This is a genomic window from Acinetobacter sp. ANC 5414, assembly GCF_013004295.1.
Lineage (GTDB): Bacteria > Pseudomonadota > Gammaproteobacteria > Pseudomonadales > Moraxellaceae > Acinetobacter.
Genome location: NZ_JABERM010000002.1, coordinates 112,216 through 136,866, shown reverse-complemented (window position 1 = coordinate 136,866; position 24,651 = coordinate 112,216). Strand labels below are relative to the sequence as shown.

21 protein-coding genes and 1 pseudogene are annotated in these 24,651 nt (G+C 37.8%); 10 read left to right on the top strand and 12 right to left on the bottom strand.

What is annotated here, in order from left to right:
- Positions 1-252: 252 nt before the first annotated feature.
- Positions 253-435 carry a hypothetical protein gene (locus HLH18_RS02595; RefSeq protein ID WP_171529214.1) on the bottom strand — a complete coding sequence of 61 codons (183 nt, stop codon included), beginning with the start codon at positions 433-435 and terminating at the stop codon, positions 253-255.
- 475 nt (positions 436-910) lie between these two features.
- Here HLH18_RS02595 and otsB point away from each other — a divergent pair, with 475 nt between their 5' ends.
- A complete protein-coding gene (gene otsB / locus HLH18_RS02590; RefSeq protein WP_250850268.1) occupies positions 911-1,759 on the top strand; it encodes a trehalose-phosphatase in 849 nt (282 codons plus the stop codon).
- The gene (locus tag HLH18_RS02585) at positions 1,747-3,180 is read left to right on the top strand and encodes an alpha,alpha-trehalose-phosphate synthase (UDP-forming) (RefSeq protein WP_171529213.1); all 1,434 of its coding nucleotides are present in this window, start codon (positions 1,747-1,749) and stop codon (positions 3,178-3,180) included. The genes otsB and HLH18_RS02585 overlap by 13 nt, the downstream gene beginning before the upstream one ends.
- Before the next feature lie 95 nt (positions 3,181-3,275).
- Here the strand turns inward: HLH18_RS02585 and HLH18_RS02580 are convergent, their stop codons facing one another.
- Positions 3,276-4,466 carry an MFS transporter gene (locus HLH18_RS02580; RefSeq protein WP_171529240.1) on the bottom strand — a complete coding sequence of 397 codons (1,191 nt, stop codon included), beginning with the start codon at positions 4,464-4,466 and terminating at the stop codon, positions 3,276-3,278.
- A 629-nt stretch (positions 4,467-5,095) separates the two neighbouring features.
- Between HLH18_RS02580 and HLH18_RS02575 the strand changes: the two genes are divergently transcribed.
- A complete protein-coding gene (locus HLH18_RS02575) occupies positions 5,096-5,419 on the top strand; it encodes a pyrimidine/purine nucleoside phosphorylase (protein ID WP_131287102.1) in 324 nt (107 codons plus the stop codon).
- 112 nt (positions 5,420-5,531) lie between these two features.
- Here HLH18_RS02575 and katE read toward each other — a convergent pair whose 3' ends face one another.
- Both katE and HLH18_RS02565 read right to left on the bottom strand, forming a co-directional pair.
- Complete coding sequence (katE, locus tag HLH18_RS02570) at positions 5,532-7,691, bottom strand: catalase HPII (protein ID WP_502707645.1); 2,160 nt, start codon at positions 7,689-7,691, stop codon at positions 5,532-5,534.
- Between the two features lie 58 nt (positions 7,692-7,749).
- A complete protein-coding gene (locus HLH18_RS02565; protein ID WP_171529211.1) occupies positions 7,750-9,162 on the bottom strand; it encodes an iron-containing redox enzyme family protein in 1,413 nt (470 codons plus the stop codon).
- Between the two features lie 239 nt (positions 9,163-9,401).
- Between HLH18_RS02565 and HLH18_RS02560 the strand changes: the two genes are divergently transcribed.
- From HLH18_RS02560 to HLH18_RS02545, 4 genes and pseudogenes are all read left to right on the top strand, one after another.
- On the top strand, positions 9,402-9,875 hold the full coding sequence (locus HLH18_RS02560; RefSeq protein WP_171529210.1) for a CinA family protein: 474 nt from the start codon (positions 9,402-9,404) through the stop codon (positions 9,873-9,875).
- A gap of 220 nt (positions 9,876-10,095) precedes the next feature.
- On the top strand, positions 10,096-10,341 hold the full coding sequence (locus HLH18_RS02555) for a hypothetical protein (RefSeq protein ID WP_171545674.1): 246 nt from the start codon (positions 10,096-10,098) through the stop codon (positions 10,339-10,341).
- Positions 10,342-10,531: 190 nt separating this feature from the next.
- Positions 10,532-10,681: pseudogene (locus HLH18_RS02550) on the top strand (lipocalin family protein); the annotation flags it as partial.
- A gap of 120 nt (positions 10,682-10,801) precedes the next feature.
- A complete protein-coding gene (locus HLH18_RS02545; protein ID WP_171529208.1) occupies positions 10,802-12,223 on the top strand; it encodes a cryptochrome/photolyase family protein in 1,422 nt (473 codons plus the stop codon).
- 293 nt (positions 12,224-12,516) lie between these two features.
- Here HLH18_RS02545 and urtE read toward each other — a convergent pair whose 3' ends face one another.
- From urtE to urtA, 5 genes are all read right to left on the bottom strand, one after another.
- Positions 12,517-13,215, bottom strand: coding sequence for an urea ABC transporter ATP-binding subunit UrtE (urtE, locus tag HLH18_RS02540; RefSeq protein ID WP_171529207.1), 699 nt, complete (start codon positions 13,213-13,215; stop codon positions 12,517-12,519).
- 10 nt (positions 13,216-13,225) lie between these two features.
- Positions 13,226-14,053 (bottom strand): urea ABC transporter ATP-binding protein UrtD, encoded by an 828-nt coding sequence (urtD, locus tag HLH18_RS02535; protein WP_131287114.1) that lies wholly within the window; start codon positions 14,051-14,053, stop codon positions 13,226-13,228.
- Entirely contained in the window at positions 14,054-15,124 is a 1,071-nt protein-coding gene (gene urtC, locus HLH18_RS02530; protein WP_131287116.1) for an urea ABC transporter permease subunit UrtC, read from the bottom strand.
- Positions 15,125-15,129: 5 nt separating this feature from the next.
- Entirely contained in the window at positions 15,130-16,734 is a 1,605-nt protein-coding gene (gene urtB / locus HLH18_RS02525; protein WP_502707646.1) for an urea ABC transporter permease subunit UrtB, read from the bottom strand.
- A gap of 152 nt (positions 16,735-16,886) precedes the next feature.
- Complete coding sequence (urtA, locus tag HLH18_RS02520) at positions 16,887-18,167, bottom strand: urea ABC transporter substrate-binding protein (RefSeq protein WP_171529238.1); 1,281 nt, start codon at positions 18,165-18,167, stop codon at positions 16,887-16,889.
- Positions 18,168-18,872: 705 nt separating this feature from the next.
- Between urtA and HLH18_RS02515 the strand changes: the two genes are divergently transcribed.
- Positions 18,873-19,472 (top strand): hypothetical protein, encoded by a 600-nt coding sequence (locus HLH18_RS02515; protein WP_171545673.1) that lies wholly within the window; start codon positions 18,873-18,875, stop codon positions 19,470-19,472.
- Between the two features lie 74 nt (positions 19,473-19,546).
- Here HLH18_RS02515 and HLH18_RS02510 read toward each other — a convergent pair whose 3' ends face one another.
- Positions 19,547-19,816, bottom strand: coding sequence for a hypothetical protein (locus HLH18_RS02510; protein WP_171527970.1), 270 nt, complete (start codon positions 19,814-19,816; stop codon positions 19,547-19,549).
- A 497-nt stretch (positions 19,817-20,313) separates the two neighbouring features.
- On the opposite strand from HLH18_RS02510, the gene HLH18_RS02505 reads away from it, so the two are divergent.
- Complete coding sequence (locus HLH18_RS02505) at positions 20,314-20,754, top strand: DUF2147 domain-containing protein (protein ID WP_171545672.1); 441 nt, start codon at positions 20,314-20,316, stop codon at positions 20,752-20,754.
- Positions 20,755-20,888: 134 nt separating this feature from the next.
- Here the strand turns inward: HLH18_RS02505 and HLH18_RS02500 are convergent, their stop codons facing one another.
- Positions 20,889-22,580 carry an AMP-binding protein gene (locus HLH18_RS02500; RefSeq protein WP_171527969.1) on the bottom strand — a complete coding sequence of 564 codons (1,692 nt, stop codon included), beginning with the start codon at positions 22,578-22,580 and terminating at the stop codon, positions 20,889-20,891.
- A gap of 93 nt (positions 22,581-22,673) precedes the next feature.
- Complete coding sequence (locus tag HLH18_RS02495; RefSeq protein WP_171527968.1) at positions 22,674-23,309, bottom strand: TetR/AcrR family transcriptional regulator; 636 nt, start codon at positions 23,307-23,309, stop codon at positions 22,674-22,676.
- A gap of 147 nt (positions 23,310-23,456) precedes the next feature.
- On the opposite strand from HLH18_RS02495, the gene HLH18_RS02490 reads away from it, so the two are divergent.
- Positions 23,457-24,629, top strand: coding sequence for an isovaleryl-CoA dehydrogenase (locus HLH18_RS02490; RefSeq protein WP_131287128.1), 1,173 nt, complete (start codon positions 23,457-23,459; stop codon positions 24,627-24,629).
- The last annotated feature ends 22 nt before the right edge of the window (positions 24,630-24,651 follow it).

Below are 24,651 nucleotides of genomic sequence, written 5' to 3'. Positions count from 1 at the left end.
AAAAATGAACAATAATAATTTGCAAAGATAAAACCAGGAAAAAGCACATAATTCTTGCAGGACAATCAATTTATGCTGTTCCGGAAACTTGAGACCGGAAAGTGAATCGATATTTTAGGTTCTTGTTTGTTTGGTGAATCCAATCCAAGAAAAAATGTATTGCATGATGAGAGCTGTAATCCCTCATCATGCAATTTAATGTCTGAACTTACTGGAAAATACCACAAGGTTTTTACAGGATATCAAGCAGTTTTATTTTGAAACTGCACTTCCACAACCCATAGCTTGAATCTGAATTACCCGAATCAAACGCTCAACGTCATTCCCCTGTAATGACATCGCAACTAAAATCACACCACTTGGAATATCATACCTGCAATTAATTAGGTTTGGTTTTGCCACACTTACGACATTCAACTTCTTCGAAATATTCATAAGTGTGCATGCAGAATAATTTACGGAAAAAGTGAAACATCTCGTTGACCTCCCGCCATAGCAATCAAGCAGTACCCCCAATTGGGTATTGTTATGTTTGGGTCTCATATATTTATATGGGGACATTAGATCGGAGTTAAAGATTTCAAGTTCAAAAGGTTGGCTGTTTTTGTTGCCTAATAGAAACATTTTTATATTTTTTAGATGATAAAAACCATTCATTAAAATAATAGGATTTACTTTAATTTAGCACTCATTAAGGTTGTTTTTTCTAATTTTTTAATATAAAAAACCATAAATCACATTGATAAAAATGGTAAGCACATGTAAATAAAAACAAAAAATAAACAGAGTTAAAATAACAAGAAAATATGTAAACTTTATTTAAATTGTGTGGGTTTAATAATAAATTGAGGTGATCTTTATATTTTTAATGCTATTAGTTAATAACCAGAATAAGTAGTAGATATCAAATATGCATAAGGCTACCACCCAATTTGTAAATAATGAATCTTATTCTTCAAACGTATTACAGCTTATTTCTCATCATTTTTCTAAAGAAAAACAATACTGTTTATTTCTTGATATAGATGGGACACTTTCCGAATTCCATATAGATCCTTCACAAAGTTTTATTCCTAAAACTACCTTGCAAACATTGCAGCAACTTATAGATTTAGACATTGCTGTTATTGCTATGACTGGACGTTCTGTAAAAGTAGCATCTCGGCTATTTTTTCCTCTTCAGGTACCCATTGCGGGGACACATGGTTTAGAAATATACATAGATCAGGAAACGAAATTAAATACATGCGTTGATGAAATTGATATTTCTTTGCTCCAGCATAATGTTCAAAAGGCATGCCTTGCCTATCCTCAGCTGTTAATTGAAAATAAAGATTATTCGGTGGCTATTCACTATCGTGAATATCCTAAACTGGCGGAAATTGCAAAAAAAATTGCAAATGATATCCAATGTATGCACCCCAAATTTAAAATTAATGAAGGTAAATATGTATTTGAATTATTACCTGCGGAGGCTGATAAAGGACGGGCTATTCAAAAAATTTTAGATCATTTTAATTTCCCCCATGTTTTACCCATTTTTATTGGGGATGACAAAACAGATGAATCCTGTTTTAAAATCATCAATCACTATCACGGCGTCAGTATAAAAGTTGGAGAAGAACAAACCCAAGCGCGCTATCGCCTTAAAAATGTCGCAGATGTGGCTCATTTTCTGGATTTATTTTCACAATTCTTAAAAACACATTTTTCAAGACAGTCTCAAGTATCAAATGGAGAAAAAGCATGTCTAAATTAATCGTATTATCGAATCGTGTAAGTTTACCCAATCCCGACAAGTCCACTGCTGGTGGCTTAGCTGTAGCTCTACAAGATGCATTGAATGATATCGGAGGAATTTGGTTAGGCTGGAATGGAGAAAAAATTGAAAATCACCATGATCCAAATTTTAGCCCGACTGAATATGAGGGTGTGGAATACATTACCTGCCCGCTAACTGAAGCACAATATAGCGGCTATTATTGCGGCTTTGCAAATAGTACCCTTTGGCCAGCGATGCATAACCGTGCAGACTTAATAGAATATCAACCAGAAGAATTTAAAATCTACCAACAAGTGAATCGTTTATTTGCTCATCAACTTGCTCAAATCGCTCATCCAGACGATATCATTTGGGTTCATGATTATCATTTTTTAAGTGTGGCGCATTATTGTCGTGAATTGGGTATGCAAAATAGAATCGGATTTTTTTTACATATTCCCTTTGCTGATTTAAATATCTGGAATCTACTTCCAACTGCCCACTCCCTCATTCAAGATCTTTGTCAGTATGATGTAATCGGATTACAGACTGAACAAGACCAAACACGATGTATGGAGGTATGTCAGCATTTTTTGCCATCTCAAGTCATTCATTCCAATGTGCTGCACTATAATAACCACCAGATCACTATTCAATGTTATCCAATTGGTATTAATCCGGAGCTTATACAAAAAGTCGCTCAACAAAAAAAAGAAAATCCTAATCCTATCTTTGAATTTGAGGATTTAATTGATCAAAAAACAATTATTAGCGTCGATCGTATTGATTATTCCAAAGGTTTGATTGAGCGTTTTAATGCTTTTGAAGAATTTCTGAAAAATAACCCTGAATATCATAAACACATCACCGATTTACAAATCGCCTGCCCATGCCGCATGGATGTCCCTGCTTATAAAAATTTATATGAACTTATAGATTCAAAAGTCGATTTTATTAATCACGAGTTTTCACAGGATAATTGGCAGCCTATCAATTGTAGCCATGAGACTGTAGCGCATGATGACTTGATGAAAATTTATCTTCAGTCCGATATCTGTTGGGTCAATTCATTACGTGATGGAATGAATCTGGTTGCAAAGGAGTTTATTGCAGCACAAGACCCTGATAATCCCGGTATTTTGATTCTTTCTAAATATGCCGGGGCTGCGGAGAAAATGTCAGAAGCCATTATTGTCGATCCTGAAAATCGTGGCGATATGATTAAGGCATTAAAGACAGCTTTAAGCATGTCAAAATCAGAGCGTTTAGAGCGTTATAAACAGTTAATGCAGGGTCTAAAAAGTTTTGATATTAATGACTGGCGTAATGCTTTTTTAAAGGATCTTAGACGAGCTCAAGTATTACCTATTTTTAAATCTCCCCTTCGAAACTCCTATAACCGAATTGTGAGTTATTAAAGATATGCATTAAATCATCTCTATATTTAGCGACAAAAAAGCCGATATATCATTTGATATACCGGCTTTAGATTTTTTAAATGAGGGATTAAAAATTAAGAGGTTTTGACCTGAGTAAAATGATTTAAAAAGGCAATCAGCATTAATAAAGCGGCAATCATCCCAAAAACAAGGGTGAGTCCCATCATTTCACTGGTCATTCCTACCAAAGCAGGCCCCAATAAAGATCCGCTATAAGCCATAGTCGAAACGCACGATAAAGCTGCTGCTTTGGGCATAACATTTTGACGACCTACACGTGAAAACATTACTGGGACAATATTAGAACAACCTAAGCCCAGTAAGGAATAACCGAACAGCACAACCATCCAATGTGGCGCCATGACTACAGTGAAAAGACCCAGCGATGCGCAAATTGCACTATATACAATGATATTTTTTTCACCCAGTATTTTTTGCAAGTAATGGCCAGCAAAGCGACCAGCAGTCATTGCGATCGCAAAGAATGTATAAGCAAGCCCAGCAAATGCCGGCTTTAAGCCATACTCACTCACTAAATAAATACCACTCCAGTCCATGGCTGAACCTTCTGAGAGAAAAGCAATAAAACAGACCAGACCAATCAGTAGAATCAATGGGCTGGGTAATTTTCCAGGCTTATTCTGTATTTCAGCAGAATTGATTTTTTTATCATTTTCAATTTCAGACAAACTATTCGGAACAGCAATTAAACTGATAATCACCAGTAAAATACAAATAGCCAAAGCACTCAACAGTGGTGATACGCCTATCGCAAGCAATGCTGTAACCGTCATTACTCCCGCCAAACCACCTAAACTGCACATACCATGAAACTGAGACATCATGCTTTTAGCACTATTTTTTTCTACAATGACTGCTTGTAAATTAATCGCAACCCCTAAGCTACCGGCAGCTGTACCAAACAAGAACAAAGCGACTGACATGATCAAGACACTACTGCTCAAAGCAAATGTAGGTAAAACCAGTAATAAGAGTAAAATTGCTACAGATATAACCGCACGACAGCCAACTTTTTGAATCAATAGCCCTGTTGCCGGCATAGCAATCATGGAACCTAATCCTATACTCAGTAACAACATACCGAAGTCAGCATGATTAAGATGAAGTCGTTGCTGCGCATAAGGAATAAGCGGAGCCCAAGCCGCAGTACTCAATCCTAAACTGAAAAAACACAGCAGTGTGGATAGACGCTGAGCATGATGTTGTTTTGCATGGTCTAGATGTGCTGTTTTGGAAGAAAACATGTGTGAGCCACCACGGTAAGAAAGTTTTGGCATCCCATTCCAAAATAATTTCCATAGAAAAACCCCTGTAGACTTATAGGAAACCCAATAACTATACAGAGGCTAAATTTGGCGAAATTATACACAAAAAAATTGTCAATAAATTGCTTTTTTCAGTATTTGAAAAATGTTTTGTAACTGCCTTAATGGCTACAAAAACCACCTGCCTATAAGCTATAGATAAGATCTTAAAATCATGGATGATTTAATCTGAGTGCTTAAAATAGCGCTCACTTTTATGAAAAGACCCGCCATCTCAAATGAGTTGATGGTCAAAAATATTGTTTTTGGACTGAAGTCGTAAACTTGAAAATTCATTCGCTACACGAGCCTTTAAGTGACTACTAGGCGTGCTGAGTGTTCAATAATTTAGACTCTACAAGCCAACCTATCCATTGGATTTTATGGATTGGTTCTCGGAGGCTTTAAATGCCTGTCTGTCTCAAAGTTATAATTTTTGTGCAAAAAACTACTGTATGAAATTTACACAATTAAACAAAAAAATATATATCTTAGGTACATGTTTTTATTATCATTATATATTCTGTAAGAGCTCAATTATTATAAAAATACCTTTCAGGAGCATCTTAATGTCAACTCAATTCGATTTTGTTTCTGTAGTAAAAAAACCAAATATTTATTTTGATGGTTTATCTATTAGCCGTACGATCCAGTTCAAAAATGGAATAAAAAAAACACTAGGCGTCATTTTACCTACAGAACGACCTTTAACCTTTGAAACATCTGTAGCTGAACGTATAGAAATCATTTCAGGTAAGTGTCATGTTCAAATAGCAAATGACCTAGAGGGTGAGATTTATTATGCGGGACAATCATTTTATGTCCCCAAAAATAGTCGTTTCAAGATTATGACAGATGACGTCTTAGACTATATTTGTCACCTAGAAGACTAAATTTTCTCATAAATGATGATGTATCACTGGATGGAGAAACATTGCCGTTGCCCCATTCAGTGATAATTTGTTCTACAAGCGCTTAATAATAAACAGATGCTTTGATAAGCATTTAAGCAGGAATTGCTTCCGCATTTTTTTCCCTTTCCCAAATACGATGATGACGAATTAAATCCTTAAATTTATCCTGTACTGTAGAAAAACTGTCCGTACTCAAAGTCCCCTCATCAGTAACCAGTTGCAGGGCATCAAGCAGTTTTTGCTTATCACCTAAAAATACAATCGGTTTTAAATGCTTATAAGCTTCAAGAATATAATGTTTGGTCACACCATCTTGCTTCACCACTTCATAGTTGTCACCATCTACAACAATCACTGCATCATAAGCGATAGATGGCTCTGCTTTCTGCATACCATTGGAATCCAGTTTGGCTTGTTTGCTATTTAAAACGGCTGCTGGCGTAGGCGTAAGTATATGAGCAACCGCATTTTCAGTTTTAGCCCACTGCTGAATGGCTTCAATATTCTCTTGGTTCACCTTGTCATGAACCAGTACAGCAATTTTTCTGGCTTTTATATCTTCAGGAATAAAAGCCTGCATGGTAAATTTTGCTGATTTTTCTACTGTGGATGACTTCATATTTTGTGCTGACTCAGCAACTTCAATTCCCAGGTTTTTACCCACTTGTTGAGCTAAATCCAAATCAATATTTGCCAGTACTTTTTGCACTTCCCTTTCTCGGATATGTTTGCGTTGCACTTTACTTAACTCAAAAGTATAGGCATCGACCACATGCTTTTGTTCGTGAGGCGCCAAGCTCTTATAGTACATACGTGCATGAGAAAAATGATCAGAAAAAGACTCGCTGCGTGCACGAATTTTCTTACCATCAATGCGTTCTTGATAGCTTTCAAAACCACCATTTTCTGCAGCAGGTGCTGTTTCTACCGGCCAGTTATTGTCAATCGAATTCGGTTGATAAGATGCCTGACCTTTATGAATCGTAGTTTGATGCATCGCATCTCGCTGGTTATTATGAAATGGACAAACGGGCTTATTAATCGGCAGTTGGTGGAAATTAGGTCCACCCAGACGGCTCAATTGCGTATCTGTATAGGAAAATAAGCGGGCTTGCAAAAGTGGATCATTGCTAAAATCAATTCCCGGTACAATATGTCCAGGACAAAATGCGACTTGTTCAATTTCAGCAAAGAAATTATCAACATTGCGATTCAGTACAAATTTTCCTATGGGTGTAACAGGAACCAGTTCTTCAGGAATAATTTTGGTTGGATCAAGCAAGTCAAAATCAAACTTCATTTCATCTTGTTCTTGTACAATTTGGATGCCCAGTTCCCATTCAGGATAGAAGCCATTTTCAATTGCTTCATATAAATCCCGTCGATGAAAGTCTGGATCCTTCCCTGCCAATTTTTGCGCTTCATCCCACACCAACTGGCTCAAGCCTTGTTTTGGTGTCCAATGATATTTCACGAATATGGCTTTACCTTCGGCATTAATCAACCGGAAGGTATGGACACCAAAACCCTGAATTGAACGTAGATTGCGAGGAATCGCCCGATCAGACATGGCCCACATCACCGCATGAGCCGATTCAGGAACCAATGAAACGAAATCCCAGAATGTATCATGGGCAGAACCGCCCGTAGGTACTTCTGTATGCGGTTCTGGTTTTACTGCATGGACAAAGTCAGGAAATTTAATCCCATCCTGGATAAAAAAGACCGGTGCATTATTACCGACCAGGTCGTAATTTCCTTCCTGCGTATAGAACTTGATGGCAAAACCACGAATATCACGTACGGTATCTGCTGAACCACGTGGTCCTTGAACTGTCGAAAAGCGTACAAAAATTGGCGTTTGAATATCGGGATCAGTCAAAAAACTGGCTTTGGTATATTGTTCATTTCCTGCATAAGCTTGAAAATAACCGTGCGCACCTACACCACGCGCATGCACAATTCGCTCAGGTATACGTTCGTGATCAAAATGCGTGATTTTTTCCCTGAGTATGAAATCTTCTAATAAGGTTGAACCTCGCACTCCAGCCCTTAAGCTGTTTTGATTATCGGCAATTTTTACGCCTTGATTGGTTGTCAGTGCTTGATCCGTGGCATCACTACGGAAGGCATCTAACTGTTGTGTTTTTGCGCTTTGATTTTGTTTATCTAAAGTATCCGTGCCTGCCACTTCACTTTTGTTCGATTTATTGTCCATTTTTTTACCTATATAATTGATCAAAATAATCATTTGAGGGGGATATCGTTTAAATCATCAATAACTGTCAAAACCTTTTATCGATATTCAGCTAATGGAGTGATGAATTTTTATCGCTCAAAAATGGAAAAAGAAAATTGACAAAACGTTGAGTACACCAAAGTCCAATTTCACTGTGGTGGGAATGAGGTGCTAAATAAGGAAGCAATTTATTCATCTTCATCGCGAGATTGCCTGTTGCTGAAATCTGATGTTGAATCGCCTCCAACTCTCCGTCAGACAAATAACTAAATATAAAATCATTTTTATCAGCAGGATGGATTTTCTGCGTATTTAAATTAAAGTTTTTAGAATGATCTCCTGCAATCCAATCATAAATAATCTGCTTTTCTGTCGAATTAAAGACACCATACATTTTTCCCTCTTCATGACTAATCAACTGCCAGAAGCGACTTTCTTCAGGGTCTTGATCCATCTTGATCCATTGTTTCTCAATCAAGACTTCTACAAATTCTTCGACTAAATTAGGAGTCGAAAGCCACTCATTTATGGATTTAGAATTCAATTTACATTTATCGCTATGAATCACATTCCCCACTAAAGCTTTACGTTTAAGAATTTTAAGTACCAAAGCTTCTAAATTGAGGTTTTTAATAATCTGTAATGAACTCAATCCTTTATTATTTAAAGCAAAACCCGCCTTTACTTTATCCATAAAGGAATTTTTATCCTTGAATTTACTATAAATTTTCTCAAGTGCTTTAATAGATAAATTTGCATGACCATTATCCATATTGTCTATGGTGATATGCAGATTAAAATATTGGGAATTTATGCCTAATTCTTTAAGCTCATAATTGGTAATCAGAAGATGTAATGGAAGTTGCTCATATCCCAAATTAAAACCAATAATTTCTGGAATAAATTCTGGTGGAGCGTATGCAAGTGCTAATTGAATTGCAGGATGATGATAATATTCATCTTCTAGTTCTAATACGAAATGTTCTAAACCTAAATTAAAAAGTAAATCATCAAATAAACAAACATGATTCGACTTAGCCCGTCCTAATCCTAATTCTTCAATATAAATCTGGATTAAGTCTCTGAAAACCGGGTCATTCCAGTAATGAACTATGCTATATAACCATGAACCGTCTACTCGCTTTACCGGAGCAACTTTGATTAAAAATTCAAATGCTTGCCCTACATTTTTAAAATATTCACGCTCTGCCCCGCTATTTCTTCTTTCTTTGTATAATTGATATTCATGACATTGAATTTTATTGTTATTCACAATCCATTGATGAATTTCACCTAAACTGGAAGGAAAATTGAAATGACTCGAATTGAGGGTGTGAATTTCTTTTTTTAAAAAAATAGATGCTTTTCGTTCCTTATCGGGTGTAGAAATATTTGAATCTAGAAAAAAACTCACTAAATCGCAATAACTTTGATGGTTGTTATCAAGTAAATCTAGCAATTTTTCTTTTACTGCTACTGGCATTTTTATTCTCCACGCGGTAAGTCTGCTATAAACCTAATTTACCAATATGACACGGTGAAAGATTCAAATTGTTATTATTCGTTTAAGTTATGTTTAATTAATTTTTATCTATTTATAAAATTCAATCACTTAACACATATAAATCCAAAAATTTTAATAAAACACAGCTAAAAAAAATATTGTGAATATCTAAATCCCTCCTTAAAATAATAGGATTAAGTCCGAATAAAGTTATAGATATGTCTATTACTAAATGCTGTAAATTAATAGCCAAAAATAAACTTAATATTACTTTTATTGAAAGTGCTTCTGCAGGTTACTTGGCTTACCGCTTTTCCTTTGGTCCATTTTCGGGTGAAATTTTAAATGGTGGACTGGTTTGTTATGATTTAAAAATAAAAGAAAATGTTTTAAAAATCCCATCGAGAATGATTAAGAAGTACACACCTGAATCTTCTAAAATTACAGAAGAACTAGTTAAAAAATCAAAAAAAATATTTAAATCAGATATCTATGTTGGATGTACTGGGCTGCTCAAACAGGGTGGTTCAGAAACTAAGGATAAGCCAGTCGGAACTTTTTTCTATTCCGTTTTATATAATAATAAAATATATAGTTATCGTTGCTTTTGCAAAGGAGAAAAGGAAGAAAAATTAAAAAAACTGATTAATTATATCTCCAAGAGTTTAATTAAAATCATTCAAAATAATTAATTTTTTAGTGTTTTTAAATTTTAATTTTAATTAGCTATTACTTTTCTTTTTAATTTATTAATACATTTCCACTATATACCTTGTTTTAAAATAACATTAATTAGATATTACACAATGTGTAACATCTATTGGGTTTTTTAATCTAAAATTCATGCTAATAATTATCTCTGGTTTATACGGATTTTATAAAATCACGAATATATTATATTGAGGTGTAGAAATGAGTAATGTAAATAATCAGCAAGATCAAAATAATAGTAGCCGCAATAATCCAAATCGACCACAACAGCAAAATGAAAATCAAGGTCAGCAGCAGCAACAAAATGATTCGCAGCGTCAACCCAACCAGCAAAACCCGCAAGATCAGCAAGATCAGCAAAAGCAACAGCAACAGCAACAGCAACAGCAACAGCAACAAAATCCTAATCAACCTTTAAAACATGTAAATGATGATCAGCAGCAATAAATATTGTATTAACGGTTAGGTTTCAAATTTTCAGCTGTGGAAAGTATTCAATAATACTCTCCCATGCGGGTTCAAAAAATCAGGAGTTAAATAATGGCGACCAATTTAGAAAATAAAAACCGTACTCAAAATAGTGAATCTGATCAATATTGGCGCGAAAACTAAATCAATCGCCCTTATTACACTGATTTACAGCGTGATATTAGTCGGTGAACCCGATACAAAATACATGTGGATTCTTTCTCGTTCACAGCAGCCTCAACCAGAAGTCGTACAGGAATATTTGGATTATGCTGAATCTATTGGATATGACTTGAGTGATGTGATCAAAACAAAATAGATTCAAAAGTAATTTTCATAATGAATCATTTGAAGCATGGACTTGATGTTCATGCTTTTTTTATGCCTCAATATTGCATAGAATCATAATCAATATACCTTCTCGAGACATTATACATCCATGCAATTCATTTGGTTTCGACAGGATTTACGCATTCAAGACCATGCTGCTCTTTGGCATGCCACACAAGCGGGCCCCTGCATTGCATTGGTCGTCATTTCACCTGAACAATGGGCTTTACACAATGATGCTGCTGTTAAAATAGATTTTTATTTAAGACAGCTTCAGGCGCTTAAAACACAGCTAAAAACGCTGAATATTCCCTTAATGATTCGGCATATTCCTTTTTGGAAAGATGTTCCACAAGGCGTTTTGCAGCTTGCACAGCAACTCAATATCAATAGCATACATGCCAATATTGAACTGGGTGTAAATGAGTTAAAGCGCGATGCCCAGCTTCAAAAGCTCCTAGATAAATATAATAAATCACTTGAGCTGTATCATGACCGTACTTTATTTCCTGTGGGCAGCATTCGCAACAAGAGTCATCAACCTTATCAGGTTTTCAGCGCATTCAAGAAAAATTGCTATGAACGACTCAGTGTGAGTTTACCGCAGTGTTATCCTCCAATTGAAGTACAGGCTAATCTTCAATTTGAATCACTCGAGGATGAGCCGGTTTGCACTTTTGCAGCATTATATCCAGATCATCCTTCGATAAAATTACAGGATCATTGGCCCGTCAGTGAAGAATATGCCTTAACTTTGTTGGATGATTTTATCAATGATAAAGTGATTCACTATGAGAAAGAGAGAGACTTTCCTCATCTGGATTCAACCAGCCAATTATCTCCCTATTTAAATTTAGGCATGATTTCTATCCGTCAATGTATTCAGGCCTTATTTCATCGACAGCATGGACATTTCCATATAGAACATTTAGGTCAGCAAACCTGGCTTGATGAATTATTATGGCGCGAGTTTTATCAACATATCTTATTTGATTTTCCGCAAGTGTCTAAACATCAGCCCTTTAAGGCAGATACACAAAAAATCCAATGGCGTGATGCACCTGAAGACTTGGCTGCCTGGCAGCAAGGGCAAACCGGTATTCCGATTGTAGATGCAGGAATGCGTCAATTATTGGCAACGGGCTGGATGCATAATCGTGTTCGCATGATCACAGCCATGTTTCTGACCAAAAACCTGCTGATTGACTGGCGATTGGGTGAACAATGGTTTATGCAACATTTAATTGATGGTGATTTGGCAGCAAATAATGGCGGATGGCAATGGTGTGCCTCTACCGGCACGGATTCAGTGCCCTATTTCCGTATATTTAACCCCATCAGCCAGTCGCAAAAGTTTGATGCAAATGGTGACTATATTCGCCAATGGGTTCCTGAACTGACTCATTTAGATGCCAAAACCATCCATGAGCCTTATGCCAAAAATTCTAATTTGGCTTTAAATTATCCCAAACCGATTGCGGATTTGAAACAAACGCGAATTCGGGCAATAGAGGCTTTTAAAAATATTTAAATCAATCAGCATTAGCTATTTAAGCTGAAATAGCAGAATCAATACACAATAAAAAATCCCAACATGACTGTTGGGATTTTTTATCTCTTTGCGCTGCCTTACTTCCCTGATCTTAAAACTTATAATTTTTGTTTTTTGTTCCGGAACATCCTGTTCCTGATGTCTTAATCATAAATAATAGTCTATTTGCAAAATATAAGAGATAGACTTGAATTTCTGTAAGTTAAAACTGACAAAAAATAATTAAATTTTTTCATACAAATTGGAGATTTTTTTTTGGCTTTAGGAGAAGGCTAAATCGCCACCAAATCTTTAATTCCTTTCTCAGGCATTTCACTTCCCTCACCATGAGCAATCACTTGCCCACGTGCCATGACCGTATAGCCATCTGCGAGTTCTTCAGCGAAGTCATAGAATTGTTCCACTAAAACAATGGCCATTTCCCCACCATCCGCAAGTTTACGAATCACCTTGCCAATATCTTTAATAATCGATGGCTGAATGCCTTCAGTCGGTTCATCTAAAATCAATACACGCGGTTCAGAAGCGAGCGCACGTGCAATCGCAAGCTGCTGTTGTTGACCACCTGATAAATCTCCACCACGGCGATGTTTCATTTCATCCAATATCGGGAAAATTTCATAAAGATGCTCAGGCACTTTCTTGGTTTTAGCGCCTGAAAATTTGGCCATCCCAATCAGGATATTTTCTTCCACAGTCAAGGTCGAAAAAATATCCCGTCCTTGTGGAACATATGCCAAGCCAGCACGAACACGTTGTTCAGGACTCAGTTTGGAAATGTCTTTTCCATCTAGCAGGATCTGTCCCGATTTGATTGGCAAGATGCCCATCAAACATTTCAATAAAGTGGTTTTTCCTACTCCATTGCGTCCAAGGACAACCGAACATTCACCTATAGGGGCTTGCAAGGATACGTCACGTAAAATATGACTGCCGCCATAAAACTGATTGACGTCTTTGACTTCTAACATGGTCTACTCCTTAACGTCCTAAATATTTTTCAATCACATCTTCATTGGCTTGAACTTCTGCCAATGTACCTTCCGCTAAAATTGCCCCTTGAGCCAATACCGTCACTTTTTCGCTGATGCTATTAATGAAACTCATGTCATGCTCCACTACAATCAAGGTATGGTTTTTTTTGAGTTCCAGACAAAGTTCAGCCGTTCGTTCCGTTTCAGCATCGGTCATTCCTGCCACGGGTTCATCTAGCAAAATCAGTTTTGGACGTTGCATCAATAACATGCCAATTTCCAACCATTGCTTTTGACCATGAGACAATAAGCCGGCAGGTTTGTTAATGAATTCTTTTAAACGAATTTGCTCGAGTGACTGTTCCAAAGCAAGTTGAGCATCTGGCTCTAGCCTGCTGAAAAAACTTTTCTTTACCTGTTTATTTTTAGGTGCAGCAAGCAACAGGTTTTCCATCACGGTGAAATTTTCAAACACGGTGGGTTTTTGAAATTTACGTCCAATCCCTGCTTCAGCAATTTCTTCGGTACTCATTTTCGCGAGGTCATAGTTTTGACCGAAAAATGCTGTGCCTTCCGTTGGGCGCGTCTTCCCGGTAATCACATCCATGAGTGTGGTTTTACCTGCCCCATTTGGACCGATGATGCAACGTAACTCACCTTCCTTGATGTAAAGCGACAAATCGTTTAAGGCACGAAATGCATCGAACCAAACACTGACTTTTTCTAAATATAAAGCGATGCCATGGCTAAAGTCAGGTCCTGCTTCTTTTAAACGTCCATAGCCTTCGCCCAGTTGACCACCATGTTGTTGTGCGTTTAATCCTAAATCTGACATTTAGTTTTTCTCCTTTTTAAAGCGGTCGAACATGCCAATCACCCCTTTTGGGAGGAAAATCGTCACCACAATGAAGAGTGCTCCTAAAATGAGCAACCACGCTTCTGGATAAGCCACAGTGAAATAGGTCTTCACGCCATTAATCAAACCTGCCCCTAGAATAGGTCCAATTAAAGTTCCCCGGCCACCTGCCGCAACCCACACAGCCATTTCAATGGAATTCACCGGATTCATTTCACTGGGGTTGATAATCCCCGCCTGTGGGACATAAAGCGCTCCTGCAATGCCCGCAATGACTGCAGAAAGTACCCATGCAGACAGCTTGTACCAAAGTGTCCGATAACCTAAATATTGCAGACGATTTTCACTATCTCGAATTGCCCCCAATACACGTCCATAAGGTTTATTCATTAAATGACGTAAGCCGATAAAACACAGTAACAATACTAAAGCGGTAATAAAGCATAAGCTTGCACGCATTGAGGTAGAGGTAATATCCATACCTAAAATGGTTTTAAAACCGGTAAAACCATTGTTCCCGCCAAAGCCTGTTTCATTGCGGAAGAACAACAATGCAGCTGCGAAAGTCATGGCCTGGGTGATGATGGAGAAATACACGCCTTTGATTTTTGAACGGAAAGCGAAATATCCGAAGATAAAAGCGATAAGTCCCGGAACTAAAATCACCAAGCTGAGTGACCATAAAATATGGTCTGTTCCCACCCAATACCACGGTAGTTCCGTCCAGCTTAAGAAGCGCATAAAGTCAGGTAAACCGTCCCCTGCGGATTCACGCATCAGGTACATGCCAAAGGCATAACCGCCGAGGGCAAAGTACAAACCATGCCCAAGACTTAAAATGCCGGCATACCCCCACACCAAATCAAGCGCTAAAGCCACCAAGGCCAAACACATGATTTTGCCGATCAAGGTCACCCAATAAGCAGAAAGATGCAGACTTGAATCGCTTGGCAGTAAATGAAACCAGGGTAAAATCAGCATGATGGCAAAACACACAGCAATGGCCACTGCGCTATAAGGTTTATCGGATAGGAATGATGTGATTTTCATAGTGCTTACTCCACAAATCGACCTTTAATGGCGAATAAACCTTGTGGGCGTTTTTGAATAAACAAAATCACAAGAACCAATAAAATAATTTTTGCAAGCACAGCTCCCATTCCAATCTCAAGGACTGTACCGCTGATCCCTAAACCGAGTGCTGCAAGAACTGCACCCCAGACTTGTCCTACACCACCGACGACAACAACAAGAAAAGCATCAATAATGTAGTTTTGACCCAAGTCAGGGCCAACATTACCGACTTGTGCCAAAGCACAACCCGCCAGGCCGGCTAAACCTGAACCCAAACCAAAAGCCAGCATGTCGATACGGCTTGAACGAATCCCTACAGCACGTGCCATTTGACGGTTTTGCGTTACGGCACGAACGAATAGACCAAAACGTGTTTTATTCAGTAGATAAACCAAGAGCAGAAAAACTGCCACAGTAAAGACAATAATGGCGATGCGGTTATAAGGCAGCATCAGGCTTGGAGTGATTGAAATGCCCCCTGAAAGCCATGAAATATTGGAGACTTCGACGTTTTGTGCACCAAAAATCATACGTACCAATTGCATAAGAATCAGACTGACTCCAAAAGTTGCCAATAAAGTTTCAAGTTGACGACCATACAAGGGACGAATCACGGTCCTTTCAATCAACATGCCAATCAATGCACTGACCACAAATGCTGCAGGAATTGCAGCAATTAAGTACCAGTCGATATATCCTGAAAAATGGGTCTTGAACAGGCTTTGCACCACATAGGTGGTATATGCGCCAATCATGATCAGTTCGCCATGCGCCATATTGATGACACCGAGCAAACCGTATGTAATGGCCAAACCTAAGGCAGCCAACAATAAAATACTGGCTGTACTCAAACCTGAAAAGACATGTCCTGTCCATTCACTGGCTTGAAGTCGGGTTTTTATACTGCTTTTAGCATCCCTTAATGCAGCTTTTAATTCTGGATTTAAATTTGGTTGTTGCAGTTCTTGTTCAACCAAAGCCAGTACATCGGGATGATTCGATTGTTTTAATACTTTTGCCGCTTGGATCTGGACCAATACATCTGTACTGCTATAGTCCAAACGTGCTTTGAGTTGTTCTAATCGGGCTTTAACCTTGTTATTCGTTTCATTTAAATACAGCGCATTCACCATTGCTGTATCCAATTCGGATAAATTATTTTCCAAAATTTCAATAGCTTCTAAACGCTGAGAAGCATCTTCAGACTGTAATCTTACTTTGGCTTGTCCAAAGCTCAAGGCCTTACGCAAGGTGTTCACCAAGGTGACTTGAGATAAATCTGATGGCCAAGTTTCTATGACTTGCTCATTTGGATAGCTGAATAATTTTTCATCATTTTTTAAAATATAGGTTTGTCCAGAACCATCTGTATACAGTTCATTTTTATTCACATAGGCAACCAAACGATCGAGCTCTTCAATGCTGGCTGGCCATTGGTTTAACATATTGCGACGTTCAGAAAATCCCGCATGGACAAATTGTTGAATCGTATCACCCGATGAGGCAACTGCCTTATGCGTGTTTTCAGCCTGAGTAATGACTTGAGAATTTTCTGCTGAAGAAGAATTTGGCGTCTCTGCATTCAAATTTTGCAGGAAAAAAAATTGAGTAATAATGAATAGAATAGTGGGGTAATTTATTCGATAAATCATGCTAAGCCTCCCTATTAAGTGTTAATCCCATGAGGGAAAAATAAATCAAAAAAGCCTGCTGCACATGCAACAGGCTTAGGGAAAACTTATTTAGGAATATACGGGCTCCATGGCTCCGCTTTTATAGCATTCGGTGTTTTGTAAACGATATCAAACTGACCATCTCCACGAATCTCACCAATCATGACCGGCTTATGTAAATGGTGATTGGTTTCATCCATTTTCAAGGTATAACCCGATGGAGCCGCAAAAGTTTGCCCTGCCATTGCTTCACGCACTTTATCTACATCTGTAGTACCCGCTTTTTCTACCGCTTGCTTCCACATGTTAATACCGACATAGGTCGCTTCCATTGGATCATTGGTTACAACCTTCGCTGCATTCGGTAGCTTGTACTCCACTGCAAATTGTTTGTATTTATCAATAAATTTAGTATTAACCGGATTTTTCACGGTCATGAAATAGTTCCATGCCGCCAAGTGTCCTACTAGTGGTTTGGTATCAATGCCGCGGAGTTCTTCCTCACCCACTGAAAATGCCATAACAGGAATATCCGAAGCTTTTATACCTTGGTTACCCAATTCACGGTAAAAGGGTACATTTGAATCGCCATTGATTGTGGAGATTACCGCAGTCTTTTTACCTGCAGCAAATTTCTTAACATTCCCCACAATGGTTTGATAGTTGCTGTGACCGAAGGGTGTATACTCTTCCATAATATCGGCTTCAGCAATACCTTTGGATTTTAAGAATGCACGCAAGATTTTGTTAGTGGTTCGTGGGTAAACATAGTCTGTACCTAACAATACAAAACGCTTAGCGTTACCACCCTCTTCACTCATAAGATATTCAACAGCAGGAATTGCTTGTTGATTTGGTGCAGCACCGGTGTAGAAAATATTTTTTGATTGTTCTTGTCCTTCATATTGAACTGGATAGAACATTAAGCCGTTTAATTCTTCAACCACGGGTAATACTGATTTACGCGATACTGAAGTCCAGGCACCAAAAATCACTGCTACTTTATCTTGAGTGATTAACTGACGTGCACGTTCTGCAAACAAAGGCCAATCGGAAGCCGGGTCAACCACAACAGCTTCCAATTTTTTACCTAATACCCCCCCATTTGCATTAATTTCATTGATCGCCATTAATGCGGTATTTTTTAACGATGTTTCAGAAATTGCCATCGTGCCTGAAAGGGAATGTAAAATACCGACTTTGATCGTATCGCCACTTGTCGCAGCTGCTTTTGCTTCAGGCTGAGTTGCTTCTTTTTTTTCAGCAGATTTTGAGCATCCTGCAAGTGAAATGCTTGCCAGTAATGCAGCAGTAAGTAAACTTTTAGAAATCAATTTTTGTTGCATCATCATTTATTCTCCGACCCTTTTTAAGGCATTTTCTTGTAAAGTCAGAATGTGTTATTCAAATAATGTGCCAATTGTGACTACCTATACTTAAATTAATGATTATTATAAATATTAATGATTAAATGGTCGGCGCTTTCTATTCTATGAGCACTAAAATGGAACGAGTGCTACACCATAGAAATGGAATAAATATAAATAATTGACCGATGAGGATGCAGAATTGAAAGTATCCAGGTTGAGTTCATTTTTTAAGTAGATAAGAAAAATATTTAAAAAAATAAAGCCTTATAGTCTCTCCCAAAACTATAAGGCTTAGATCTGTTGCTTCCTCTTCATAACTTACCTTATTATAAGTTAAGTTATGTGTTTATAATTATTATTATGCGATTTCCATCTATACATGATGGAATTTATTAAATGAATAATTACATATATTTAAGCTAAATTATAGTGACAATTACTTGTTTTCTTGTAAGCATTTACCTACAAAAATAAAGCGCAATCAATTTTGTAGCGCTATTTTCAATCATCTATTTGCAATATACATCCAATGATTTGTACGAAACGAAAAATCGAAGTAAAACTCCCATCCTCTACTCGTTTTTAGGATTGAGTCCTGTTTTTTCATGCTGACTTGAAATATATGAACTGAGCCACATTATAATGAATAAGGCTTTTATTAATTAAAAGTGAGTAGAAACCATGACACCTGAACAACGCTTGCAAGCAATATTTGCCAAATCAATACAACATGATGGTGAGCAATCTTATCGATCTAAATTGGACAATAAGCTGGTCGCAAAAAGTCATGAACTTAAAGAATTGGCGCATAAAATTGAAGAAAAAGTCACGAATTTAATATTTATTGAGATGGATAAATTCTTGGAATCTCAAGGATGGATTTCAGAAATCCAAGATGCAAAGAATAAAAGATATACGCAAGCTTTTAAAAACATTTATATAAGTGCTATAAAACCAGCAAGTGGAAAATTTGAATTTATTATTAAGCATGACCTATTTGAGAGCATAAATCATCGTATAGAAGTATCTTTTAAAGATAGTACAACTATAAGTCATTTTAAAACAGCTACTCAAAGTCTAAATATTAAAAAAGATATGTCTATAGAGGTACTTGAGGATTGGGTGAAAGGCTTACAATCCACTCATCAAAAACTAAAAACAGAAAGTGAAAAATTAAAACTTGAAGATTTGACCTTCGAGGTAATAAAAGTGGGTCAAAGTCACCGAAAAAAACTTCCTAACTTTATTGAAGCATTTTTATCAATTTTGGAAAATCAATAAGCCCTTTTATTAAGTAAGCTTCCTGTTGTTATTTGTACTGATTAAGGGTGATATTGCTAAAATAAATCAAATCATTAGCGATGTAATTGTTTATATACCCATGCCAGAAACTCGTTTTTATGCCTTATCGGAGGTGCTAAATTAATATTGATTATTTGCCGACTCCCAAATTTACCGATAATTTTAGAAGGTGAATCAAGCCTGACTCCTGTTTTTTGATCCTGCTGTATTTCTGAAAAAAATTCTAATAATAGATCGAGCTCCGCCTTAGTTTTGAAATTTGGTTGCTCTGCCATAAAGTTATAAACCTGCTGTAACATCTGAAAATTAACGGCACTTTTCATTTTTCATTGCTCCAGCAAGCATATTCATTCCATAATATATACCCGAAGAATTTTAAAAATATTCACTGCATTTGTTAGCTGATTGTTCACATTTAGTTATAAAAAAAACCCACCTTGCAATGAGTTTTTAATTTCTTGTTTATACGTCAATCACTGTTATAAAAATCAACCACAACTTGCATGAGTGATTTTTTTAGAAACTGGATCAATCGTAACTGTAATATGAAGAAAATATTTGATGATATGAGCCAGATTTTAATTAAATATAAGACAGCGAATATAGGATTCAATGCCAGGACTCTATTTACTGCTCACTTTATTTTGGCAAAGACTACAAACATAAATATATAAAAAATCCATAATAACGACTATTTTTTTTATAATAATTCTAATTGAATATATGTTCTTCTTTTCCGAGTAGAAGTCTAGGCATGTGTAATACAAAACTTCTATTCATTTTAAAGAACAAACTTACTCAAATCAGTTGAGGTCTAATGATGATAAAAACAACTCTAAGCGTATTGGGACTATCTCTAGTGTCTAGCCTTGCTTTAGCTTCTGATCCATTACATGGCAATAAATGGAAAACCATCGATGATGAAACCAAAAAGCCATTATCGATTGTTCAATTTTCTGAAACCTCGAACGGTGTCCTTTCTGCAAAAATTCTAGATGTACTGGACGGTACTGAAGGTAAAAAATGCACGAAATGTGTAGGTAAATTCCATAATAAACCAATTGAAGGTTTGCAGATTGTTTCAGGTCTGAAAAAGACTGCAAAGAATGTTTATGATGGCGGAAAAATTACCGATCCTAAAAATGGTAAAACCTATAGTTTTAGTGTCAAATTATCCAATGATGGTAAAACCTTAGCGGGTCGTGGCTATATTGGTATTTCGGTTTTAGGACGTAGCCAAACCTGGATTCGTATGAACTAATCCTGATTGATGTATCAAAAAAAAAGCGACTGATTAAAGTCGCTTTTTTATGGGAGGATTACCATGTCTGCTCCTCCCGTTATTTAATAATATCGGGAGGTATGCAGATGATGCTAGCCCATATTGAATCAATATTAAGCAATATCTTCCAGTAAATTTAGTTCCTGACGCATCAATTCCTGTAATTTGAATTTTTGTGCCTTGCCTGAAGCAGTCATTGGAAATTCAGTAAAGAAGCGGACATATCGCGGTACTTTATTGTGAGAAATATGCTCTGCACAATACCTACGAATCGCTTCTTCATTTACCTGATGATGCTCGTGCAGAATAATACAAGCGCAGAGTTCCTCACCATATCTGGCATCCGGTAAACCAATGACCTGTACATCAGAAACGTCTGGATGGGTATACAGAAAATCTTCAATTTCTTTCGGGAACAGGTTTTCACCGCCACGAATGACCATATCCTTAATCCGGCCTTTGATTTTAACAAAGCCTTCTTCGTCCATTTCTGCAATATCACCAGTATGCATCCACTTGGCAACATCAATCACTTCTTGAGTCTTGTCCGTATCTTCCCAATAACCGAGCATGACTGAATAGCCGCGTACACAGAGTTCACCGAGGTTTCCACGTGGGACAACTTTGCCATTTTCATCGACAATTTTGATTTCAAGGTGTGGATGAACCCGGCCAACCGTACCGACACGACGTTCCACAGAATCTGCTGTTGAACTTTGCGCACTCACAGGCGCTGTTTCAGTCATACCATAACAGATGGTGATTTCTGTCATGTGCATGCGTTCAATCACGCGCTGCATAATTTCACGCGGACACGGGCTGCCCGCCATGATGCCGGTACGTAAGCTTGAAAGATCGAATTCATCAAACTGTTCATGTTCCAATAGGGCAATAAACATGGTCGGAACACCATACGCTGCGGTACATTTCTCTTGCTGGATGGTTTTTAAAGTGTCGAGTGGATTAAACACAGCCGATGGATACACCATGGTTGAACCATGCGTAATGCAGGCCAAGTTCCCCATCACCATACCAAAACAATGGAATAAAGGCACCGAAATACAAACCCTGTCTTGGGGTGTTAAATGAATCGCTTCACCGACAAAATAGCCATTATTCAAAATATTATTGTGCGTCAGCATGGTTCCTTTCGGATTACCCGTGGTGCCGGAAGTAAATTGAATGTTAATGGTTTCATCAAACTGCAAATCAGCGGCAATGGCATGTAACTGATCTAACTGTGCAGCCGTCGGTTCTGGCAACAAGTCAGCAAAACGGTGAATACCGGTATGCTGCTCATGGTCAATTTTAATAATGTGCTTTAAATGCGGAAGTCTTTTGGAAGAAAGCAGTTTATCTATTGATTGGGTAATTTCAGGGGCAATCTTCGTCAAGATGTCCTGATAATTACTGCTCTTAAATTGAGGTGCAATCACCAATGCCTTGCAGGATACTTTATTCAGCACATATTCAAGTTCACTGCTTTTATACGCTGGATTCAAATTGACTAAAATCATACCGGCTTTAAAGGCTGCAAATTGTGTAATGGTCCATTCCACACAATTAGGCGACCAAATCGCGATTCGATCGCCCTTTTCCAAGCCTAACTGAAGCAGGCTGCAAGCAAATGCATTGACTTGATCCTGTAGCTGTTTATAGCTTAAGCGTACATTTTGATGCACGCTGACCACAGCATCTTGTTCAGCATATTGCTGACAGGCCTGATCAAACTTTTCACCAATGGTCATCCCAAGTAAAGGCTGACTGCTTGTTCCATAGGCATAACTTAACCGTACTTGTGTCATTGAATCACTCTCCTTGATTCTTTGTAATTATGATTCTTTCACTTTAATTGTTTTGACTCAGACGACTTTCCCAAACAGCCTTATTTTTTGTGTTTAACCGATCAATGTCCCTCCTTTTAAGCAAACTCCACTTACACAAAAATCGGCAATCTGTTTGACAAAATAGTCTTTATAGGCCTGATCAAACCTCACATTTTTGGAAGGATTTAACGGTTCAATCACCACAAAAGTCATGGCACCCACCACACACAGGGCTGCGGTATTTAAATCCTCAAATCCAAACTCACCATTGATTTTACCTTCGGCAAGTATTTCATTAATGCTTTGTTTAATCAGTTGCTTACTACGAAAACGCTCATGTTCTATCGAAGGATCGACAGGTTCAAACATCAGCGAATACGCAAGCTGGGGACTGTTCAATGCACGTTTAACGAAAGTTGATACGGCCTTATGTAATTTTTCAGCGACTGGCAGATCACTTGCAGCAATGTTATTCAAAATTTGAATTTCATGCTGAATGGCATCCGACAATACTTCAATTAACACTTGGCTTTTATTATCGAAATAACGATAAACCAGACCACTGGAAACGCCAGCACGCTCAGCAATCGCCTGAATTTGCGCATCTTTAAATCCCCCTTGAGCAATCAGTTCACGAGCAGACTGCAAAATCGTTTGACGATTTTGTTCCATTCGTTCCTGCATCAATGATGATCTTTTATAACTCATAATCGTATTCTCAACCAGATAAAATGAATTGTAAATCATTTTGTGAATTTATATTCACTTTTTTGAAAAATAGTTGTATTGTAAAAATCAAGCACAACAAAAATGCTTTTTGGAACAACAAATATAACCATCAGGATGAATGAAGAAATGAATCTACAAAGCTTAAATTTCGGTTTGGATGAAACGCTAGTTGCCTTACAAGATTCAATCGCAGCATTCTGTGCAAAGGAGATTGCACCGATTGCTCAGCAAGTTGACCAAGACAATGAATTCCCTGCTCACCTTTGGAAAAAATTTGGTGATATGGGACTGCTTGGCCTGACTGTAAGTGAAGAATACGGTGGTACTAACCTGGGTTATTTGGCCCATATTATTGCCATGCAAGAAATTTCCCGCGCATCAGCATCGATTGGCTTGTCCTACGGGGCACATTCTAACTTATGCGTAAACCAAATTAAGCGAAATGGTAGCGAAGAACAAAAACAAAAGTACTTGCCTAAACTGGTTTCCGGTGATTTTGTCGGTGCTCTGGCGATGTCGGAGCCAAATGCCGGTTCAGATGTCGTTAGCATGAAGTTAAAAGCTGAAGATAAAGGGGATCATTACCTGTTGAATGGTTCAAAAATGTGGATCACCAATGGTGGTGATGCTGACGTATTGGTGGTGTATGCTAAAACTGATCTTCAAGCCGGTTCTAAAGGCATGACAGCTTTTCTGGTTGAAAAAGGCATGCCAGGTTTTAGTCATGGAACTCATTTAGATAAATTAGGCATGCGTGGTTCAAACACCTACCCGCTTTTCTTCGACAATGTAGAAGTGCCGAAAGAAAACGTGCTGGGTGGCGTGGGTAACGGCACCAAGGTGTTAATGAGCGGTTTGGACTATGAACGTGCAGTTTTAAGTGCAGGTCCACTGGGTATTATGGATGCCTGTTTAGACACGGTGATTCCTTATATTCATGACCGTAAACAGTTTGGTCAGGCGCTGGGTGAATTCCAGTTGATGCAAGGCAAAATTGCCGATATGTATTCGACTTGGCTGGCATGTAAAGCGCTGGTTTATGCCGTGGGCGCTGAATGTGACAAGGCAGAACATAGCCGTAGCTTACGTAAAGATGCAGCAAGTGCGATTTTATATGCTGCTGAAAAAGCCACCTGGATGGCAGGTGAAACCATTCAGACTTTAGGTGGTAATGGTTATATCAATGAATTTGCAGCGGGTCGTTTATGGCGTGATGCCAAACTTTATGAAATTGGTGCGGGAACTTCTGAAATCCGTCGCATGCTGATTGGTCGCGAACTGTTTAATGAAACAGCTTAAATCACGATTCATAAGCACACTG

Coding starts and splice junctions, on each gene's coding strand:
- HLH18_RS02595 (WP_171529214.1), bottom strand. CDS start 435: ATGAATATTTCGAAGAAGTTGAATGTCGTAAGTGTGGCAAAACCAAAC.
- otsB (WP_250850268.1), top strand. CDS start 911: ATGCATAAGGCTACCACCCAATTTGTAAATAATGAATCTTATTCTTCA.
- HLH18_RS02585 (WP_171529213.1), top strand. CDS start 1,747: ATGTCTAAATTAATCGTATTATCGAATCGTGTAAGTTTACCCAATCCC.
- HLH18_RS02580 (WP_171529240.1), bottom strand. CDS start 4,466: ATGTTTTCTTCCAAAACAGCACATCTAGACCATGCAAAACAACATCAT.
- HLH18_RS02575 (WP_131287102.1), top strand. CDS start 5,096: ATGTCAACTCAATTCGATTTTGTTTCTGTAGTAAAAAAACCAAATATT.
- katE (WP_502707645.1), bottom strand. CDS start 7,691: ATGATTATTTTGATCAATTATATAGGTAAAAAAATGGACAATAAATCG.
- HLH18_RS02565 (WP_171529211.1), bottom strand. CDS start 9,162: ATGCCAGTAGCAGTAAAAGAAAAATTGCTAGATTTACTTGATAACAAC.
- HLH18_RS02560 (WP_171529210.1), top strand. CDS start 9,402: ATGTCTATTACTAAATGCTGTAAATTAATAGCCAAAAATAAACTTAAT.
- HLH18_RS02555 (WP_171545674.1), top strand. CDS start 10,096: ATGAGTAATGTAAATAATCAGCAAGATCAAAATAATAGTAGCCGCAAT.
- HLH18_RS02545 (WP_171529208.1), top strand. CDS start 10,802: ATGCAATTCATTTGGTTTCGACAGGATTTACGCATTCAAGACCATGCT.
- urtE (WP_171529207.1), bottom strand. CDS start 13,215: ATGTTAGAAGTCAAAGACGTCAATCAGTTTTATGGCGGCAGTCATATT.
- urtD (WP_131287114.1), bottom strand. CDS start 14,053: ATGTCAGATTTAGGATTAAACGCACAACAACATGGTGGTCAACTGGGC.
- urtC (WP_131287116.1), bottom strand. CDS start 15,124: ATGAAAATCACATCATTCCTATCCGATAAACCTTATAGCGCAGTGGCC.
- urtA (WP_171529238.1), bottom strand. CDS start 18,167: ATGCAACAAAAATTGATTTCTAAAAGTTTACTTACTGCTGCATTACTG.
- HLH18_RS02515 (WP_171545673.1), top strand. CDS start 18,873: ATGACACCTGAACAACGCTTGCAAGCAATATTTGCCAAATCAATACAA.
- HLH18_RS02510 (WP_171527970.1), bottom strand. CDS start 19,816: ATGAAAAGTGCCGTTAATTTTCAGATGTTACAGCAGGTTTATAACTTT.
- HLH18_RS02505 (WP_171545672.1), top strand. CDS start 20,314: ATGATAAAAACAACTCTAAGCGTATTGGGACTATCTCTAGTGTCTAGC.
- HLH18_RS02500 (WP_171527969.1), bottom strand. CDS start 22,580: ATGACACAAGTACGGTTAAGTTATGCCTATGGAACAAGCAGTCAGCCT.
- HLH18_RS02495 (WP_171527968.1), bottom strand. CDS start 23,309: ATGAGTTATAAAAGATCATCATTGATGCAGGAACGAATGGAACAAAAT.
- HLH18_RS02490 (WP_131287128.1), top strand. CDS start 23,457: ATGAATCTACAAAGCTTAAATTTCGGTTTGGATGAAACGCTAGTTGCC.